The organism is Streptomyces sp. NPDC058671, assembly GCF_042716475.1.
In the GTDB taxonomy this organism is placed as follows: Bacteria; Actinomycetota; Actinomycetes; order Streptomycetales; family Streptomycetaceae; genus Streptomyces.
This window is the reverse complement of the sequence record NZ_JBHXSA010000002.1, coordinates 256,061-273,106: the sequence shown is the minus strand read 5'-3', so window position 1 is coordinate 273,106 and position 17,046 is coordinate 256,061. Positions and strand designations below refer to the sequence as shown.

Below are 17,046 nucleotides of genomic sequence, written 5' to 3'. Positions count from 1 at the left end.
GGGGTGTCGTACCCGCCCGGATTTCGGTGTGCTAACCGCCCAGCTCCTGGTGGCGGGCGGTCAGCCGTGCCGTGCCGGCCTCCGTGAGGGAGCCGAAGAGGCGGAGGCGGGAGATGCCGCCGTCGGGGTAGATGTCGACCCGGACGCGGGAGCCGACCGCCGGGGTGCCGAGCACGAAGCGGTGGTTGGTGTCGGGTTGGAGGCGGGTCCGGGGCAGGATCTCGGTCCACTCCTCGGAGCCCTCGGCGGCGACGGAGAGGGCCGCCCAGCCGGCGCTGTTGCCCTTGAGGTACGCGGTGTCGATCTCGACGGCGCGGATCTCGGACTCGGCGGCGAGCTGGTAGCGGATCCAGTCGTTGCCCTTGTCGCGGCGGCGGCGGGTCTCCCAGCCGTCGTCCATCTTGCGGGAGCGGCCCGGCTGGATGGTGTTGGTCGCCGGGGAGTAGAAGCGGTCGGAGGCGTCCTCGACCTGGCCGCCGTTCTCCAGGGCCGCGAGGTCGAAGGTGCCGAGAACGCCGAGCCATGCCGGGTCCGGGGCGACCTCGCCGTACACGCGGAGGCGGGCGATGCCGCCGTCGGGGTGCTGGTTGACGCGCAGGTGGGTGAAGCGCTGCTCGATGTCGACGGCGAAGCCGTTGGCGGCGTGGCCGCCGACGGCGGTGCGCGGGACGAGCGTCGTCCACTTCACGTCGTCGGCGAGGAGTTCCTCGGGCGAGGGCGAGCCTGCGACGGAGGCGGCCTCGACGGAGACGGCCTGCGGGTAGTTGCCGCGGAAGTGGGCGGTGTCGACGACGATGCCGCGGACGACGCCGGGCGCGCCGAGCCGTACGAGGGCCCAGTCGTGGTCGTCCTCGGTGGGGTGCGGCTGCTGGGCGGAGATGCCGCGACGGCGGCGGGTCTCCCAGCCGTCCATGATCTTGCCCTTGTGGCCGAAGTGTTCGGGGTCGAACTCGGCGGCCTCGGGCTTGAGCAGGTTCTCGCGCTCGGCGAAGAACTCGTCGTTGGCGGCGATGACACCCGCGCCGAGGCGCCGGTCGGCGAGGTCCGCGTACCGGGTGAAGGCGAAGTCGGCCGTCCGGTAGTCGGCGTACGGGTCGCCGCCGCCGTAGGGGCTGGCGTCACCGGTGAAGGAGGGTATGCCGCTGCTCACGGGTCAGTTGTTCCTTTCGAGGAGGCGGCCGGAGGGCTCGGCGAGGACGCCGTGATCGGCGATCCGCTCTCCGCGCAGCCAGGTGGAGGTGACGACACCGCTGAGGGTCTTGCCCGCGTAGGCGGTGATCCGGTTGCGGTGCTGGAGCTCCGCCGGGTCGACGGTGAAGGTGGCGTCCGGGGCGAGGACGGCGAAGTCGGCGTCGCGGCCGGCCTCGATGGCTCCCTTGCGGGTGAGACCGGCGAGCCGGGCCGGTCCCTCGGACATCCAGCGGACGACGTCCTCCAGGGTGTGGCCGCGACGGCGGGCCTCGGTCCAGATGGCGGGCAGACCGAGCTGGAGGGAGGAGATGCCGCCCCAGGCGGACAGGAAGTCCGGGGTCTTGAGGTCGGCCGTGGACGGCGAGTGGTCGGAGACGACGCAGTCGATCGTGCCGTCCGCGAGCCCCTGCCACAGCGCGTCCTGGTTGGCGGCCTCGCGGATGGGCGGGCAGCACTTGAACTCGGTGGCGCCGTCCGGGATCTCCTCGGCGGTGAGCGTGAGGAAGTGCGGGCAGGACTCCACGGTGATCTTGACACCCTCGGCCTTGGCGGCGGCGATGAGCGGCAGCGCGTCGGAGGAGGAGAGGTGCAGGACGTGGACGCGGGCGTCGAGCCGACGGGCCTGGTTGACCAGGTTCTCGATCGCCGTGTTCTCGGCGTCCCGGGGCCGGGAGGCGAGGAAGTCGGCGTACGCGCCGCCCGGCCGCTGGGGCGCGGCGGCGAGGTGGTGGGGGTCCTCCGCGTGGACGATCATCAGGCCGCCGAAGCCGGAGATCTCGGCGAGCGAGGTCGCCAGCTGCTCCTGGTCGAGTTCGGGGAACTCGTCGACGCCGGAGGGCGAGAGGAAGCACTTGAAGCCGAAGACGCCGGCGTCGTGGAGCGACCGCAGGTCCTTGACGTTGTCGGGCAGTGCGCCGCCCCAGAAGCCGACGTCGATGTGGGCCTTGCTGCGGGCGACCTCCTGCTTGACGCGCAGGTTCTCCACGGTGGTGGTCGGGGGCAGCGAGTTGAGGGGCATGTCGAGCAGGGTGGTGATGCCACCGGCGGCGGCTGCGCGGGTGGCGGTCCAGAAGCCCTCCCACTCGGTACGGCCGGGGTCGTTCACGTGCACGTGGGTGTCGACGAGTCCGGGCAGGACGACGTCGTCGCCGACGTCCTCGAGCCGGGCGCCGGCGGGTACCTCGGCGTCGTACGGCAGCACGGCCGCGATCGTCCCTCCGGAGACGGCGATCGACGCCGGGCGTGTCCCCTCGGGGGTGATGACACGCGTCGAGCGCAGGACCAGGTTGACGTCCACCCGTACCCCTCTCTTCAAGTGACTCGCAGAGAAAACTGAGAAATTCAACGAACTGTTGAAAAGGAGTCTTCACTTCCGGGCGACAGGTCGTCAAGGGCACACTTCCAGCATCGGCCGCCGATGAACCCGTCTTGGATGTTTCCACAAAGTGGAATCGGAATTCCGTACAGTAGAACGTAGCTCCCCACATGCAGGGCGGAGCCGGACCCCGCCGGGTCCTCCCCGACACCGGACAAACACCCCCTGACCGGCCCGTACACCGGCACCGGGACCACATGCCCCGGCCGGTGGCCCGGTAGGCTGCTGCCTTGCCCGCCCGCCTCGAAAGGACCGTTGACGTGCCGACGTCCAGCGCCAGCACCACCGACGCCGCCAAGCCCGCCGCGAGCGGAGGCGTCCAGTCCCTTGAGCGTGCCTTCGACCTCCTGGAGCGGATGGCCGACGCCGGGGGCGAGGTCGGGCTGAGCGAGCTCTCCGCCAGCAGCGGACTCCCCCTCCCCACCATCCACCGCCTGATGCGCACCCTGGTGGCCTGCGGCTACGTGCGCCAGCAGCCCAACCGGCGGTACGCGCTCGGCCCCCGGCTCATCCGGCTCGGCGAGTCCGCCTCCCGCCTCCTCGGCACCTGGGCCCGCCCGTACCTCGCCCGGCTCGTCGAGGAGACCGGCGAGACGGCCAACATGGCGCTGCTCGACGGCGACGAGATCGTGTACGTGGCACAGGTGCCGTCCAAGCACTCCATGCGCATGTTCACCGAGGTCGGCCGACGGGTGCTGCCGCACTCGACCGGCGTCGGCAAGGCACTGCTCGCGCACACCCCGGCGGAGGAGGTACGCGCGCTGCTCGCCCGTACCGGCATGCCTGCCGCGACCGAGAAGACGATCACCACGCCGGAGGGCTTCCTCGACGCGCTCGTCGCGGTCCGCGAGACGGGGTACGCGGTCGACGACAACGAGCAGGAGATAGGAGTCCGCTGCCTCGCGGTGTCGGTGCCCAACTCCCCCACCGCCGCGGCCATCTCCATCTCGGGCCCGGCGGGCCGGGTCACCGAGGCGGCCACGGAGAAGATCGTCCCGATCCTCCAGCAGGTCGCCCGCGAACTGTCCGCGGCACTGGCGAACACGGCGGGCAACGGGACGGCGTAGCCGTCCCCCCGGGACCCCGACCGACGGCACAGCCCGCCACCGGGGTCCCCGACCGACGGCGCAGCCCGCCACGCGAGGACCCCGACCCGCGGCGCAGCCCGCCACCAGGGACCCCGACCCGCGGCGGTACGGTCGCCCCGGATCCCGTCGACGGGCGGCGGCGGTGCGGTCGCCCCGCATCCGCTCGACGGGCGGCGGCGGCTCAGCCCGTACGCCCCGGATCTCGGCCGACAGGCTGCGGCGCAGCCGTCCACCCGGGGCGCCCCCCGGCAGGCAGTGACCTGGCGAGCCCCGCCGTCCCTGCCTCCCGGGCCGACCCTGATGCCTCAGCCCGTCCCCACCGGCTCCGTGAGCCGGCCGTCGTGAACCGTCACCGTGCGGTCCGCCCGGGCGAGGTGGGTCCTGTCATGGGTCACGAGCACCGTGGCCGTCCCCCGCTCCTCCGTCAGCCCGGCGAGCAGGTCCATGACCGCCGCGCCCCGCTCCTGGTCGAGCGCACTCGTCGGCTCGTCCACCAGCAGGACGGAGGGCTCGTTCATCAGCGCCCGCGCGATGTTCACGCGCTGCCGCTGACCGCCGGAGAGCTGGTGCGGCCGGCGGTGGGCCAGGTCCGCGAGGCCCACCGCGCCGAGGAGTTCCAGGGCCCGGCCCCGTACCGCCTTCGGCGTCCGGCCCGACAGGTGCGCCATCACCTGGAGTTGCTCCGCAGCGGTCAGCGAGGGCAGCAGGTTGGGCTGCTGGAAGACGATCCCGATGTGCTCGCGGCGCAGCTCGGCGCGGGCGGCGGGGGCGAGCGGCCCCGTGTCCGTACCGGCGACGACGACCCGCCCCCGGTCCGGGGTGACGAGGGTGGCGGCGACCGCGAGCAGACTGGACTTGCCGGAGCCGGAGGGGCCGACGACGGCCGTGAGCGTACCGGCGGGGACGACGAGGGAGACGTCGTCGAGGGCGGTGAGACGCCCGTCCCCGTCGGGGTAGGTGAGGGTGACGGCATCGAGGACGAGGCTCATCGGGTGCTCCAGGCAAGGGTGGGGGCGGGGCTCGGCGGGCACTCCCGGAGTACGTCGGACCCGGGGCTCGTCGGACGCTCCCGCAAGGCATCGGGACCGGGGCTCATCGGGTGCTTCCGAGGGCGGTCAGCGGGTCGACGGCGGTGATCCGCCGGATGGACAGCGCCGCGCCGAGGACGCCGAGCACGATGATCACGGCGGCCGGTCCGATGACGGTGAGCGGTTCCAGGACGAAGGGCACGTTCCCGCCGCTGACCAGCGCGCCGATGGCGACCGCGAGCGCGGTGCCGAGCAGCGTGCCCGCGGCGAGCATGAGGACGGCCTGGCCGAGGGCGTCACCGAGGAGGTACGGGGTCGAGGCGCCGAGCGCCTTGAGGACGGCGACGTCGCCGCCGCGCTGGATGGTCCAGACGGTGAAGAAGGCCCCTATGACCAGGGCGGAGATGGCGAAGAGGAACCCGCGCATGAGCTGGAGCGAACCGTTCTCGGCCTGGTAGGACCCCAGGGCGGTGAGTGCCTGGTCGACGGTCCGCGCCTCGGTGCCGACGGCCGTGTCGCCGGCCGCCCAGTCGGCCCCGTCGCCCCCGCGCAGCGCGATGACGGTGGCCTGTTTCCGCGCGCCCGCGCCGTCGTGACCGATCCGCTGCCAGTCGTCGAGGGAGGTCCACACGACGGGGGTGTGGCTGTACGAGGCGTCGCCGGCGACCGCGGTGACGGTGAGCTCGAGGGGCCCGAGGCGGACGGCGTCGCCCGGGGAGACGTCCAGTTCCTCGGCGGCCGACGCGGAGAGGACGGCGGTTCCCGGCGCGGGGGCCACAGGTGCGAGCCCGCCCTCGGGTTCCGTACCGAAGGCGGACACGGCGGCGGTACGGTCCCCGGCGGCGCCGTTGAGCGTACGGATGCCGAGCGGCGACGCGGCCGTCACACCGGGCCGCCGCGACCAGCTGCGCCACTGCTCCTCCGTCACCGTCGAGCTGGTGAAGGAGACCGACTGCCCCGACGGCGCCGCCGCGAAGGCGAGCCGGTCGGCGGGCAGTCCGGTGATCGCGGAGATGTTCTCCCGCGCGAGCCCGGCGGTCAGCCCCGACAGCAGGCCGACGAGCAGGGTGATCAGCACGATCACGGTGCCCATGAGGGCGAATCGCCCCTTGGCGAATCTGAGGTCTCTCCATGCCACGAACATGCTGACCAGAGTGGTCCGATCGGCACCCGGCGGGCATCACGCCACGGATGGCTCCGCGATCAAACTTTCGGTTGAGTCCGGATTGTCGGCCGATGTCTACGCTGGAGGCATCATGGATCCGCGCCCCTCCCCCCACCCCACACCACGTCCCTCCCCCCACCCCGCCCCGCGCGCGCTGCACCTCTGTCTGCACCTGCTGACGGCGGGGCTGCTCGCCCTGGCCGCGGTACGGGCGGACTCGGCCGCGGGGACGGTGCTCGCGGTGGTGACGGGCGCGGTCTACGCGGCCGGTTCGTCCCTGCCGCCCGTGCGGGGTTCACGGCGGGCGGCCGGGGTGTGGCTCGGGGTGCTGTGCGCGTCCTGGCTCGCGCTGCTCTGGCTGACCCCGGAGGCGCTCTGGGTGGCCTTCCCGCTCTACTTCGTCCAGCTGCACCTGCTGCCCGCGCGCTGGTCGCTGCCGGTGGTGGCGCTGACGGCGGGCGCGGCGATCCTCTCGTACGTGGGGCACGGCGCCCCGCTCAACCCGGGGGTCTTCGTCGGGCCCCTGCTCGGGGCGGCGGTCGCGGTGGCGACGGTCCTCGGCTATCAGGCCCTGTACCGGGAGAGCGAGCGGCGGCGGCGACTCATCGAGGAGCTGATCGCGGCCCGGGAGGGGCTGGCGGCGGCCGAGCGGCACGCGGGGACGCTCGCCGAGCGGGAGCGGCTCGCGCGGGAGATCCACGACACGCTCGCGCAGGGCCTGTCGTCGATCCAGCTGTTGCTGCGGGCCGCCGAGCGGGCACTGCCACCGGACTCCCCGGCCGCCGGTCACATCGACCGGGCCCGGCGGGCGGCGCAGGACAACCTGGCGGAGGCACGGCGCTTCGTACGGGCCCTGTCCCCGCCTGACCTGGAACACGGCTCCCTGGCGGCGGCCCTGGAACGACTGTGCCGGTCGGGGACGGGTGAGGGCCTGTACGCGCCGGAGGCCCCGCCGGAGCCGTACGCGTCGGCGGCCGGGCCGCGGGTTCGCTTCTCCGTCAGCGGTGCACCGGTCGAGCTGCCGACCCCGTACGAGGTGGCACTGCTGCGGATCGCCCAGTCGGCGCTCGCGAACACGGTGCGGCACGCGGGCGCCGCGCGGGCGGAGATCACGCTGTCGTTCATGGACGCCTCGGTCACCCTGGACGTGGTCGACGACGGCCGGGGCTTCGAGCCCGCCTCCGTGCGCCGCCCCTCGTCCGACGGCGGTTTCGGGCTTCCGGCGATGCGGTCCCGGGCGGAGACGCTCGGCGGCACGTTCACCGTGGAGTCCGCGCCCGGCCAGGGCACCGCCGTCGCCGTCTCCCTCCCCCTCCCGGCTGGAGTCTGACCCATGACCATCCGTCTTCTTCTCGCCGACGACCACCCGGTGGTGCGGGCGGGCCTGCGCGCCGTCCTCGACACGGAGCCGGACTTCGCGGTCGTCGCGGAGGCCGCGACCGCCGAGCGCGCGGTGGAGCTGGCCGCCGCGGGGGGTGTGGACGTGGTCCTGATGGACCTGCAGTTCGGGTCGGGTATGCACGGTTCGGAGGCGACGTCGGCGATCACGGCGGCGCCCGGAGGGCCGAAGGTGCTGGTCCTGACGACGTACGACACGGACGCGGACATCCTGGCGGCGGTGGAGGCGGGCGCCTCCGGCTACCTCCTGAAGGACGCGCCGCCGGAGGAGCTCGCGGCGGCGGTACGGACGGCGGCGGCCGGGCAGTCGGCGCTCGCGCCGGCGGTGGCGCACCGGCTGATGGACCGGATGCGAACCCCGGCGGAGGCGCTGACCAGGCGGGAACTCGAAGTGCTCCAGCTGGTCGGCGAGGGTCTGTCGAACCAGCAGATCAGCAAGGTGCTCTTCCTGAGTCAGGCGACGGTGAAGTCGCACCTGGTGCATGTCTTCGCGAAGCTGGGCGTGGACTCGCGCACGGCCGCCGTGGCGGCGGCGACGGCACGTCGGCTGATCAGGCGGTAGGTCCGGGGTCCTGGGCGGGCGGGGGTCCGAAGAGTTCGACGGCGCGGCGGACCCCGGCGAGGCCTGCGGCGAGCGCGCTGACGGAGCCGACGGCGCCGGCGACGAGCAGCAGCGAGCGGCGCAGCCGCCGTACCTCCGGGGCGCCGCTGAGCGCCATGGCGTCCAGGGCGGCGAGCTCGTCCTCGGCGATGCCACGGTCGGTGAACTCGACGCGGTGGGCGGCCAGTTCCCGCCTGAGCCGGGACACGGCGGACCGCAGTTCGGCCACCCTGGGGTCCACGCCCTCGCCGGTCACTCGCCTCTGCCCCACGCTTCGCAACATGGTTCTCCCCCTCGCACGACACTGTGCGCAGTACGACTTGCCCCCGGACTCACCACACACACCTCGGGCAGGCCCCCGGAGGGGTGGGCGCCGTGAGTCGCGGGCCAGTTAACTCCTTCGCCACCCCGGCGCGCCACCCTTGGTGGGCGGAATTCAGGCGACCGTGTCATTCCGCCTGATGCGGTATGCACTCCCCATGACATCTGTGAATGAGCGAACGCCCGTCGTCGCCGGTCTGCTGCTCGCCGCCGGGGGCGGGCGGCGGCTCGGCGGCCGCCCCAAGGCGCTGCTGTCGCACCGGGGGCGGCCGCTGGTCGAGCATGCGGTGGGGGTGCTGCGCGGGGCGGGCTGCGACGTGGTGCACGTGGTGCTCGGCGCGTCGTCCGATGCCGTTCGGGAGCGGGCGGAGCTGCCCGGTTGTGTGCTGGTGGACAACCCGGAGTGGGCGGAGGGGATGGGTTCCTCGCTGCGGGCCGGGCTCGCCTCGCTGGCTGCCGATCCGCGCAGGGTGGACGCGGCCCTCGTCCTTCTGGTCGACCAGCCGGGGATCGGGGCGGAGGCGGTGTCCCGGGTGCTGGGGGCGTACGGCTCGCGGGACACGCTGGCGGCCGCCTCGTACGACGGGGAGCGCGGCCATCCGGTGCTGTTCGGCGCCGGGCACTGGGCGGGCATCGGCGCGTCGGCGGTCGGCGACCGGGGGGCGCGGGACTATCTGGCGGCGCACCGGGATGCGATCACCCCGGTGGACTGTTCGGATGTGGCCGAGCCCTATGACATCGACACGGAGGCGGATCTGACGCATCTGGAGTGAGGGGCGCGTGGAGCGTGAGCGGGGCGTGTGCGGCATGGCACCGAGCGCCATGTTCTGTCGATCCGGAGAATCTCGACATCAACAAACCATTGAACTTCCACCATGAGGAAACTAGTATCCACTGTTCAGAAGCGCCTGCTCGCACAGAAGGCGCTTGCGGCCGTATCTCGGCGCCAACGGCACTCCGTGCCGTCCCGCGACGCCCGGCGGCCGTCTGGCACCGCCCGTGAAGTCCGCTGAAGGAAGTGACAGTTCATGTCCGCACCAGCGCCGTCCCCCCTGGCCGTCGTCGATGCCGAGCCCCTGCCGCGTCAGGAAGAGGTGCTCACCGAGGCCGCCCTGGCCTTCGTCGGCGAACTGCACCGGCGGTTCACCCCGCGCCGGGACGAACTCCTCGCCCGCCGGGCGGAGCGCCGCGCCGAGATCGCCCGTACGTCCACCCTGGACTTCCTGCCGGAGACGGCGGCCGTCCGCGCCGACGACTCCTGGAAGGTCGCACCGGCACCGGCGGCCCTGAACGACCGCCGCGTCGAGATCACCGGTCCGACCGACCGCAAGATGACGATCAACGCCCTGAACTCCGGCGCCAGGGTCTGGCTCGCCGACTTCGAGGACGCCTCGGCGCCGACCTGGGAGAACGTCGTCCTGGGCCAGCTGAACCTGATCGACGCGTACACCCGGAAGATCGACTTCACCGACCCGCGTTCGGGCAAGTCGTACGCCCTCAAGCCCGCCGACCAGCTCGCCACGGTCGTCATGCGGCCGCGCGGCTGGCACCTGGAGGAGCGTCACCTCACCTTCGACGGACGCCCGGTGCCCGGCGCGCTCGTCGACTTCGGCCTGTACTTCTTCCACAACGCCCAGCGGCTCATCGACCTCGGCAAGGGCCCGTACTTCTACCTGCCGAAGACGGAGTCCCACCTGGAGGCCCGCCTCTGGAACGAGATCTTCGTCTTCGCCCAGGACTACGTCGGCATCCCGCAGGGCACCGTCCGCGCCACGGTCCTCATCGAGACCATCACGGCCGCGTACGAGATGGAGGAGATCCTCTACGAGCTCCGCGACCACGCCGCCGGGTTGAACGCGGGACGCTGGGACTACCTGTTCTCCATCGTGAAGAACTTCCGTGACGGCGGAGCCAAGTTCGTCCTGCCGGACCGCAACGCGGTCACGATGACGGCCCCGTTCATGCGCGCGTACACCGAACTCCTCGTGCGTACCTGCCACAAGCGCGGCGCGCACGCGATCGGCGGCATGGCCGCCTTCATCCCGTCCCGCAAGGACGCCGAGGTGAACAAGGTCGCCTTCGAGAAGGTCAAGGCCGACAAGGACCGCGAGGCCGGCGACGGCTTCGACGGCTCCTGGGTCGCCCACCCCGACCTGGTGCCGATCGCGATGGCCTCCTTCGACGCCGTGCTCGGCGAGAAGCCGAACCAGAAGGACCGCCTCCGCGAGGACGTCTCCGTGGCGGCCGGCGACCTGATCGCCATCGACTCGCTGGACGCGAAGCCCACGTACGACGGTCTGGTCAGCGCCGTGCAGGTCGGCATCCGCTACATCGAGGCGTGGCTGCGCGGCCTGGGCGCCGTCGCGATCTTCAACCTGATGGAGGACGCGGCCACCGCCGAGATCTCGCGCTCGCAGATCTGGCAGTGGATCAACGCCGGCGTCGTCTTCGAGAACGGCGAGACGGCCACTCCCGAGCTGGCCCGCGAGGTCGCCGCCGAGGAGCTGGCCGCGATCCGTGCCGAGATCGGCGAGGAGGCCTTCGCTGCCGGCAAGTGGCAGCAGGCCCACGACCTGCTGCTCCACGTCTCCCTCGACGCGGACTACGCGGACTTCCTGACGCTGCCCGCGTACGAACAGCTGGTCGGCTGACCGCACAGCGGCCGAACAGCGCACCGAACACCGGGCTCTGCCCCCGGCGCCCGCACAGGCGCCGGGGGCAGAGCCCTGCCGTGTGTCCTGTGACGCCCCTGTACCTGTTGATTCACAGGGGTCGTGACTGAACCGAGATATGCAGCTACCTAGCGGTAACAAGCCGGGGCGTGCGAGATTCCGCCATGCCACCGGCCGGCGGTTGTCCCCCACGTCACTGCGTACCGCAGGAGCACAGCCATGCCTTCGACCCCCCACCGTGCGCTGGGCGCACTCCTGGCACTGTGTACCGCCGCCGGGCTCGCCTCCGTCTCCGCCCCCTCCGCCCATGCCTCCCCCGGCGGCGGGCCCACCGCCGTCGTCGCCATGGGCGACAGTTACATCTCCGGCGAGGCCGGCCGCTGGCTCGGCAACAGCCTCACCGACTCCGGCAGCCGCGACGGCACCGACCGCGCCTGGACGGGCAGCGGATACGCCCCCTCCCGGGTGTACGGGACCACCGCCGGCGGCTGTCACCGCTCGGACACCTCCGAGGTGCTCAGCGCCGGACCGATCGCGAGCTCCCTGATCAACCTGGCCTGCTCCGGGGCGACGACGAAGAACGTCATCCGCGCCTCCCAGGGCGGCCAGGCCCACAAGGGCGAGGCCCCGCAGGCCGACCGGCTCGCGGCCGTCGCCGCCTCGCACGACGTGGAGCTCATCGCGCTCTCCGTCGGCGGCAACGACCTCGGTTTCGCCGACATCATCACCACCTGCGCGACCGACTACATCATCTGGTACTCGTACTGCCACGACGACCAGCAGGCCGAGGTCGACGCCCGGATCGACGGCGTGATGGCGGACGTCGGCCGTTCCGTCGACGAGATCCGGGCTGTGATGACGAGCGCGGGGTACTCCTCGTCGGACTACCGGATCGTCCTCCAGTCGTACCCCTCCCCCATCCCCCGCGCCGCCGAGAACCGGTACGGCGAGAGCGGCTGGGCCCGTACGAACACCGGCGGCTGTCCCTTCTGGAACGCCGACTCGGACTGGGCCCGCGACTCCCTCGTCCCCCAGCTCGCCAACCGCCTGAGGGGCGTCGCCGCAGCCAAGGGCGTGCAGTTCATGGACCTGCGGGACGCGCTCCAGGGACGTGAGGTCTGCGCGAAGGCGAGCCGTCAGGTGACCGCGGCCTCGCCCGCCTCCGGGACGACGAGCGAGTGGGCGCGGTGGATCGACAGCCAGAGCACCCAGGGCCTCGTCCAGGAGTCCATGCACCCCAACGCCTACGGCCAGCAGGCCCTCGGCCGCTGCCTTGCCCTGATCCACGCCCGTCCCACCGGCCACCACAGCTGCCGCAACACGGCGGGGTCGGGGACGTCGGGGATGTACCTCACGACGGGCTGAGGGCGGGGCTCGTCACGGGTTGAGGCCGAGCGGGCCGAGGACCCGTTCCGTCTCGTGGTGGTCCGCCTCCCGCATCGCCCGCACCAGGGCCGCGGACCCGCCCGGCCAGGCGGCGGCCGCCGTGTCGAACGCGGTACGGCGCGCTTCCAGGGGGCCCTTCTTCGCGGGCAGCGCGTCGAGGACGTAGAGCGCCCGCGCCGAGGTGCCCACCTGGACCAGGTCGGACGGTTCGCCCCGCAGGCGCAGGGCCTGGTGGGCGTACGCGCCGATGACCGGGTCACGGAGGGCGCCGCGCAGGGCTTCGGGCGGGGCGGTGGCGGTGTCGAGGGCGGCGAAGAGCCCGCGGATCGCGGCCGCGTCGGAGGTGCCGGCGTGGACCGTACCGAGGGCGCTGAGCAGCTGGGACCAGGCGTCGGCGGTGTCCCCGCGCGCGTGGAGCCAGTCGGCGAGCACGCGCGCGGAGACGCTCCGTGGCCAGCCCGCCGCGGCGGCGACCAGCTCGCGCGCCGCCCATCCCCTGGCGTCGGCGGCGCCGGGCGCGGCGATCCCGCGCACCCGGAGCAGGTAGCGCACGGCGCCCGCGCCGCGCGGGGTGAGTCCGAAGGCGTCACCGGCGCGGAAGACGAGGCCGGTGGCGGCCAGCCGGTCGAGGACGGCGGCCAGTTCGCGGGCCGGCCCTTCCAGCCCGGCCCGGTCCGCCTCGGTCAGGCCCGTCGCGCCGAGGAGCCGGACGAGTTCGGGCAGCGGCGGCAGCGCGTACGCGTCGGGCGCGTCGGCCGGGACCGGTACGGGCCCGTCCTCCAGGTCCGGGTCGACGGACCAGTCCTCGTACTCCGCGGCCTTGCGGGCGACGGACTCCGCCGAGCAGCCGCGCCGGTAGACCACGTACAGGAGATGGGGAGCCTCCCCGCCGTACGGTTCGAACTCCTCCTCCGCCAGCTCCTCGACCGCGGCGATGAGGGTGTCCGCGTCCTCCTCGACGGGCCCGGCCTCGATCACGGGCGGCGGGGGCACGGGGCAGGCGATGTCGCCGTAGTGGTCGAGGTGCTCGTCGAGGAGGGCGTCGGCGAGGATCAGGTGGGGGAAGGCGTCGGGGCCCGGCGCGAACCTCGCGTACGGTCCGGCGAGCTGTTCGGCGAGACCGGCGGCGGTCCAGCGGTCCTGGAGCGCGGCTGCCACCCGCCCGATGCCCGTCGCGACGGCGTGGTCGGTGAGCAGGGGGCCGGTGGCGGGCGGATCCTCGGCGTCCCGGACGTACGCGCGCGTGAGGGCCTCGGCGAGGAGGACGTCCGCGAGGGCCGTACGCCCCATGAGATCCGCCCGGTGCACCCCGTCGGGGAGCGGCGCCCCGTCGAGGGCGGTGAGCCTGCGCCGCACGTCCTCGGCGTCGCCGAGGTCCGCGCCGCAGGCCCGCAGGAGGGAGGCGTACCAGCGGTGCCAGGTGAGGTTCCCGGGGTCCGTCATGGCCCGCTCGAAGTCGGGCCCGGCCTCGGCCACGACGGTGGCGACCCGCTCGCGCAGGTCCCCGTCGAACCGCGCGGCGAGCTCCCCGAGGACCGCCGGGTAGACCGGGAGCTCCCCGGGCGCCGCGTACACGAAGGTGGGCAGGTCCTCGACGAGCAGCTGCCGGACGAGGGCCGGCGTCGGCTCCGGCACTCCGCTCCCCCGGTCGGCTCCCCTGAGGGCGAGCAGCCCCAGGACCGCCTCGGCGGCACGGACGAACACAGGGTCGCGGCGCTCGGGCTCTCCGTCGAGGAAGCTGTCGAGCCCGGTGTTGGTGAGAACGGTCTCGGCCACGCTCCCAGGGTAGATCGGCGGAGACGAATCGGGCGGGCGACGCAGGCGGGAGGGGGCGCCCGGAATCAAGGCGGCGAGGGTGACGCCGTCAGCGCACCACCACCGTCCGGGGCGCCGAGAAGTCGCCCCAGGTGCCGTCGGGGAGCCGGGCGCGGAGAGTGACGGTGTACCGGGTGCCCGGGGGGTCCTGGACCGGGAAGGTGTAGGTCGCGCGGTCGGGGGGTGGGGCGGTGCCCCAGATGATGGTGGTGGCGAAGCGGCCGTCGAGGTGGAGTTCGTGGTGGGTCACGGGGGCGCCCGTGTCCGGTGGGCTCCAGGTGACGGTGATCTCGCTCCTGGCCGAGGTGACGGCGAGGCGGGTGGGGGCGGTGTTCGCGGGCGCGCCCGGGGACGGGGCGGTGGTGAGGTCGGCGGGGGCGCTGTCCGGGGAGGAGTTCTCGGCGGCGTCGCGGGCGCGGACGGTGAACGCGTAGGCGGTGCCGGGGCGCAGCCCGCCGACGTGTGCCCTTGTGGTGGTGCCGGGGACGGTGTGGATGCGGGTATCGGCCTGGTAGACGTCGTACGCGGTGACCCGGGTGTCGTCCCTGGCCGGGGACCAGCGGAGGGTGACGGCTCGGCCGCCGTCGGGCGTGGCGCGCAGGCCGGTCGGGGCGGTCGGGGGTGTGCGGTCCTCCGCGGCGGCCCGGAGCGTGGTCGCGGTGACGGTGGCGCTGGGGGGTGAGACGTTGCCGGCGGCGTCGCGGGCACGGACCGTGAAGCGGTGGGGGGTGGCAGGGGCGAGCCCGACGACGTCGGTCATGAGGGTGGTGGCGGGCAGGTCCTTGATCCTGCGGCCCTCGCTGTAGACCGTGTAGCCGGTGACGGCCCGGTCGTCGGTGGCCGCGCTCCACATGACGTGGACGGTGCTCGCGCTGCCGGCGGTCGCCGTGACTCCGGAGGGGGCGGCGGGGGCGCGGGTGTCCTCGGCCTCGGGCGCGGCGGCGCCGGAGCACCCCGCGAGGGCGAGGGCGCCGGCCAGCGCGAGGGGTGTCAACAGGCGTGCGGAGAGCGGACGTTGCACGGGGCGGTCTCCGTCCGAAGCGGTCCGTCGAAAAGGTCCAGACCTATATCGCACAGGCGGGGCGACCCCGGCAAGAGGGGCGTTGTCAGTGGCGTGCGCTTCACCGAGAACATCACTCTCCGTAGTCGATTCTGGGGGAACCATGACGGACCGTACGACCTATGTGACCTTCGCGGGGGTACGCCGACGGGGCTGGACCGACACGATGGTGCGCGACCTGCTCGGCACGCCCGATGTCCAGGGGCGGGATCCGCGCCGCTGGTCCCTCGCGCCGCTGCGGCTGTACCTCCTGGCCCGGGTCGAGACCGTGGAGCGGACCCCCGAGTTCGCCGAGACCTCGGCACTCGGCCCCGCCCGCACCTCGGCCGCCGCGGCCTACGCCGAACGGCGACGGGGCGCCGTCCTCGCCGCGATCCGGGCGGAACCGATCGAGGTGCCCCGGCTCCCCGGGCCCGAACTGGAACGGCGGGCGGTGCGCCACCGGCAGCTGCTCGGAGCGCGCAGGCCGGGCGGAGCAGGGGACGGGCCGGGCGGCGGACAGCCCGCCGGGACCGTCGCGGCGGCCCCGGGCGGCAGGCCGCCGGCCGGGACCGTTGCGGCTGCGCTCACTGACGGGTCGGCCGGGACCGTCTCGGCTGTGCTCACCGACGGGTCGGCCGGGGCGCCGACGGGGCCCCTCGTGCGGTGGCAGGTGACCTATCTGCGGCATGTCCTGTCGCGGTACGAGGTGCTGCTCGACGGCCTGTACGGGGAGACCGGACGAGGCGAGGCCGAACGGCTGCTGCGACGGCGACTGTACGAGGCGATCGGCACCGCGTACCCCAGGCTGGCCGCCGAGTGTCGCCGCCGGATCGCGGTGGAACGGTGAAGCGCGTCGGGGGGCGGCTCTGTGAGCGTGTGGGCCGCGTCGGGGGGCGGCTGGCTGAGCGGGTCGGCCACGCCGATGCGTGGCTCCGTGAGATTGCCGGCCGCGGTGGGGGCCGGCTCCCTGAACGAGTCGACCGCGTCGGGGGCCGGCTCTGTGAGCTTGTCGGCCGCGTCGGGAGCCGACTGCCTGAGCGGGTCGGCCCCATCGGTACCTGGCTCCGCGAGCTTGCCGGCCGCGGTGGGGGCCGGCTCCGTGAGCTTGTCGGCCGCGTCGGGGGGCGGCTGTCCGCGCGTGGGGCGGTCCGGCGTCGTGACCGGGGCCGGGCCTCGCTGTCCGACCGCGTCCGAACCCGGGTCCGGGTCCGTGGCCGCGTCCCGGCCGGGCCCCGGAGCCGTCACACGGACAGCATCCGGACGATCGCCCGGCAGGCCGCCGGGATCGGGGCCACGATCCTGACCGGGCAGCGGGACCGGAGGCCCTCGGCCGCCTCGCCCAGCGGGCCGCCGCCGATGACGACCGCCCGCGCCCCGTCCCTTTCCGCGCAGGCCCGGACCGCCAGCTCCAACCGGTCGAGGAGCAGGGCCGGATCGGCGGAGAGGTGTGCGGCGTCCCCGACGGTGAGGCGGAGGCCGGTGAACCGGTCGGCGAGGCCGAGCGCCGACACGTGGTTGCTCACCGCGGCGGCCAGGAGCGGCGTCGTGGTGGCGATCCCGAACCGCCTCCCGTCGGCGGCGGCCTCCCTGAGGGCCGCCTCGCCGATGCCCACGACGGGGACGTCCACCGCCGCCCGCAGCGCCGCCACGCCCGGGTCGCCGAACGCACCGACGACGAGCGCCGCGCAGCCGCCCGCGGTCGTGGCGCGGAGGCCCGCGGCGAGGACCTCGGGGCCGGCGGCGCGCAGGGCGGCCGGGTCGGTGAGCATGCCCGGCCCCCGGGCCACGGTGACGCCCCGGACGGGGAGCACGCCGCCCAGGGTGCGGCGGGCGATGGCGGTCATCATCGCGGTGGTGGCGGTGGAGGTGTTGGGGTTGACGAGCACCACGGCCCCGGGCCCCGCGGTGTTGGGGGGGCCCGGGGGGGTCGGGGGGGGGGCGGGCGGGGTGAGTGGTAGTGCGCC

15 protein-coding genes are annotated in these 17,046 nt (G+C 73.9%); 7 read left to right on the top strand and 8 right to left on the bottom strand.

Annotated elements, in window-relative coordinates; genetic code table 11:
- Positions 1-31 precede the first annotated feature (31 nt).
- Positions 32-1,150, bottom strand: coding sequence for an allantoicase (gene alc / locus ACFWV2_RS03415; protein ID WP_384400954.1), 1,119 nt, complete (start codon positions 1,148-1,150; stop codon positions 32-34).
- Between the two features lie 3 nt (positions 1,151-1,153).
- Complete coding sequence (gene allB, locus ACFWV2_RS03410; protein ID WP_384400950.1) at positions 1,154-2,488, bottom strand: allantoinase AllB; 1,335 nt, start codon at positions 2,486-2,488, stop codon at positions 1,154-1,156.
- Positions 2,489-2,826: 338 nt separating this feature from the next.
- On the opposite strand from allB, the gene ACFWV2_RS03405 reads away from it, so the two are divergent.
- Complete coding sequence (locus tag ACFWV2_RS03405) at positions 2,827-3,633, top strand: IclR family transcriptional regulator (protein ID WP_384400947.1); 807 nt, start codon at positions 2,827-2,829, stop codon at positions 3,631-3,633.
- 326 nt (positions 3,634-3,959) lie between these two features.
- Here the strand turns inward: ACFWV2_RS03405 and ACFWV2_RS03400 are convergent, their stop codons facing one another.
- Complete coding sequence (locus ACFWV2_RS03400; RefSeq protein ID WP_384400944.1) at positions 3,960-4,643, bottom strand: ABC transporter ATP-binding protein; 684 nt, start codon at positions 4,641-4,643, stop codon at positions 3,960-3,962.
- 103 nt (positions 4,644-4,746) lie between these two features.
- Entirely contained in the window at positions 4,747-5,826 is a 1,080-nt protein-coding gene (locus ACFWV2_RS03395) for an ABC transporter permease (protein WP_384400941.1), read from the bottom strand.
- Positions 5,827-5,938: 112 nt separating this feature from the next.
- Between ACFWV2_RS03395 and ACFWV2_RS03390 the strand changes: the two genes are divergently transcribed.
- Together ACFWV2_RS03390 and ACFWV2_RS03385 are read left to right on the top strand one after the other, a co-directional pair.
- Positions 5,939-7,177, top strand: a complete 1,239-nt coding sequence (locus ACFWV2_RS03390; RefSeq protein ID WP_384400938.1) for a sensor histidine kinase — start codon at positions 5,939-5,941, stop codon at positions 7,175-7,177.
- A 3-nt stretch (positions 7,178-7,180) separates the two neighbouring features.
- Positions 7,181-7,807 (top strand): response regulator, encoded by a 627-nt coding sequence (locus ACFWV2_RS03385; RefSeq protein WP_384400935.1) that lies wholly within the window; start codon positions 7,181-7,183, stop codon positions 7,805-7,807.
- Here ACFWV2_RS03385 and ACFWV2_RS03380 read toward each other — a convergent pair.
- Complete coding sequence (locus ACFWV2_RS03380; protein WP_360786667.1) at positions 7,797-8,129, bottom strand: DUF5955 family protein; 333 nt, start codon at positions 8,127-8,129, stop codon at positions 7,797-7,799. The two genes, ACFWV2_RS03385 and ACFWV2_RS03380, sit on opposite strands and share 11 nt — an antisense overlap.
- 196 nt (positions 8,130-8,325) lie before the next feature.
- On the opposite strand from ACFWV2_RS03380, the gene ACFWV2_RS03375 reads away from it, so the two are divergent.
- The 3 genes from ACFWV2_RS03375 (at position 8,326) to ACFWV2_RS03365 (ending at position 12,204) form a co-directional block, all read left to right on the top strand.
- A complete protein-coding gene (locus ACFWV2_RS03375; protein ID WP_384400932.1) occupies positions 8,326-8,940 on the top strand; it encodes an NTP transferase domain-containing protein in 615 nt (204 codons plus the stop codon).
- A gap of 255 nt (positions 8,941-9,195) precedes the next feature.
- Positions 9,196-10,818, top strand: coding sequence for a malate synthase A (aceB, locus tag ACFWV2_RS03370; RefSeq protein WP_384400929.1), 1,623 nt, complete (start codon positions 9,196-9,198; stop codon positions 10,816-10,818).
- A gap of 240 nt (positions 10,819-11,058) precedes the next feature.
- Positions 11,059-12,204, top strand: a complete 1,146-nt coding sequence (locus ACFWV2_RS03365) for a GDSL-type esterase/lipase family protein (protein ID WP_384400926.1) — start codon at positions 11,059-11,061, stop codon at positions 12,202-12,204.
- Positions 12,205-12,216: 12 nt separating this feature from the next.
- Here the strand turns inward: ACFWV2_RS03365 and ACFWV2_RS03360 are convergent, their stop codons facing one another.
- Complete coding sequence (locus tag ACFWV2_RS03360; protein ID WP_384400923.1) at positions 12,217-14,001, bottom strand: hypothetical protein; 1,785 nt, start codon at positions 13,999-14,001, stop codon at positions 12,217-12,219.
- 88 nt (positions 14,002-14,089) lie between these two features.
- On the bottom strand, positions 14,090-15,061 hold the full coding sequence (locus ACFWV2_RS03355) for a fibronectin type III domain-containing protein (protein ID WP_384400920.1): 972 nt from the start codon (positions 15,059-15,061) through the stop codon (positions 14,090-14,092).
- A 142-nt stretch (positions 15,062-15,203) separates the two neighbouring features.
- Here ACFWV2_RS03355 and ACFWV2_RS03350 point away from each other — a divergent pair, with 142 nt between their 5' ends.
- Positions 15,204-15,929, top strand: coding sequence for a hypothetical protein (locus tag ACFWV2_RS03350; RefSeq protein WP_384400917.1), 726 nt, complete (start codon positions 15,204-15,206; stop codon positions 15,927-15,929).
- A gap of 394 nt (positions 15,930-16,323) precedes the next feature.
- Here ACFWV2_RS03350 and ACFWV2_RS03345 read toward each other — a convergent pair whose 3' ends face one another.
- Positions 16,324-16,971: an aspartate/glutamate racemase family protein gene (locus tag ACFWV2_RS03345; protein ID WP_384400914.1), complete on the bottom strand. Its 648-nt coding sequence runs from the start codon at positions 16,969-16,971 to the stop codon at positions 16,324-16,326.
- Positions 16,972-17,046: the final 75 nt, after the last annotated feature.

Excerpts from the sequence above, each read along its gene's own strand:
- ACFWV2_RS03385 (WP_384400935.1), top strand. The coding sequence starts at position 7,181 with ATGACCATCCGTCTTCTTCTCGCCGACGACCACCCGGTGGTGCGGGCG.
- ACFWV2_RS03365 (WP_384400926.1), top strand. The coding sequence starts at position 11,059 with ATGCCTTCGACCCCCCACCGTGCGCTGGGCGCACTCCTGGCACTGTGT.
- ACFWV2_RS03395 (WP_384400941.1), bottom strand. The coding sequence starts at position 5,826 with ATGTTCGTGGCATGGAGAGACCTCAGATTCGCCAAGGGGCGATTCGCC.
- ACFWV2_RS03390 (WP_384400938.1), top strand. The coding sequence starts at position 5,939 with ATGGATCCGCGCCCCTCCCCCCACCCCACACCACGTCCCTCCCCCCAC.
- ACFWV2_RS03350 (WP_384400917.1), top strand. The coding sequence starts at position 15,204 with ATGACGGACCGTACGACCTATGTGACCTTCGCGGGGGTACGCCGACGG.
- aceB (WP_384400929.1), top strand. The coding sequence starts at position 9,196 with ATGTCCGCACCAGCGCCGTCCCCCCTGGCCGTCGTCGATGCCGAGCCC.
- ACFWV2_RS03400 (WP_384400944.1), bottom strand. The coding sequence starts at position 4,643 with ATGAGCCTCGTCCTCGATGCCGTCACCCTCACCTACCCCGACGGGGAC.
- ACFWV2_RS03375 (WP_384400932.1), top strand. The coding sequence starts at position 8,326 with ATGACATCTGTGAATGAGCGAACGCCCGTCGTCGCCGGTCTGCTGCTC.
- ACFWV2_RS03380 (WP_360786667.1), bottom strand. The coding sequence starts at position 8,129 with ATGTTGCGAAGCGTGGGGCAGAGGCGAGTGACCGGCGAGGGCGTGGAC.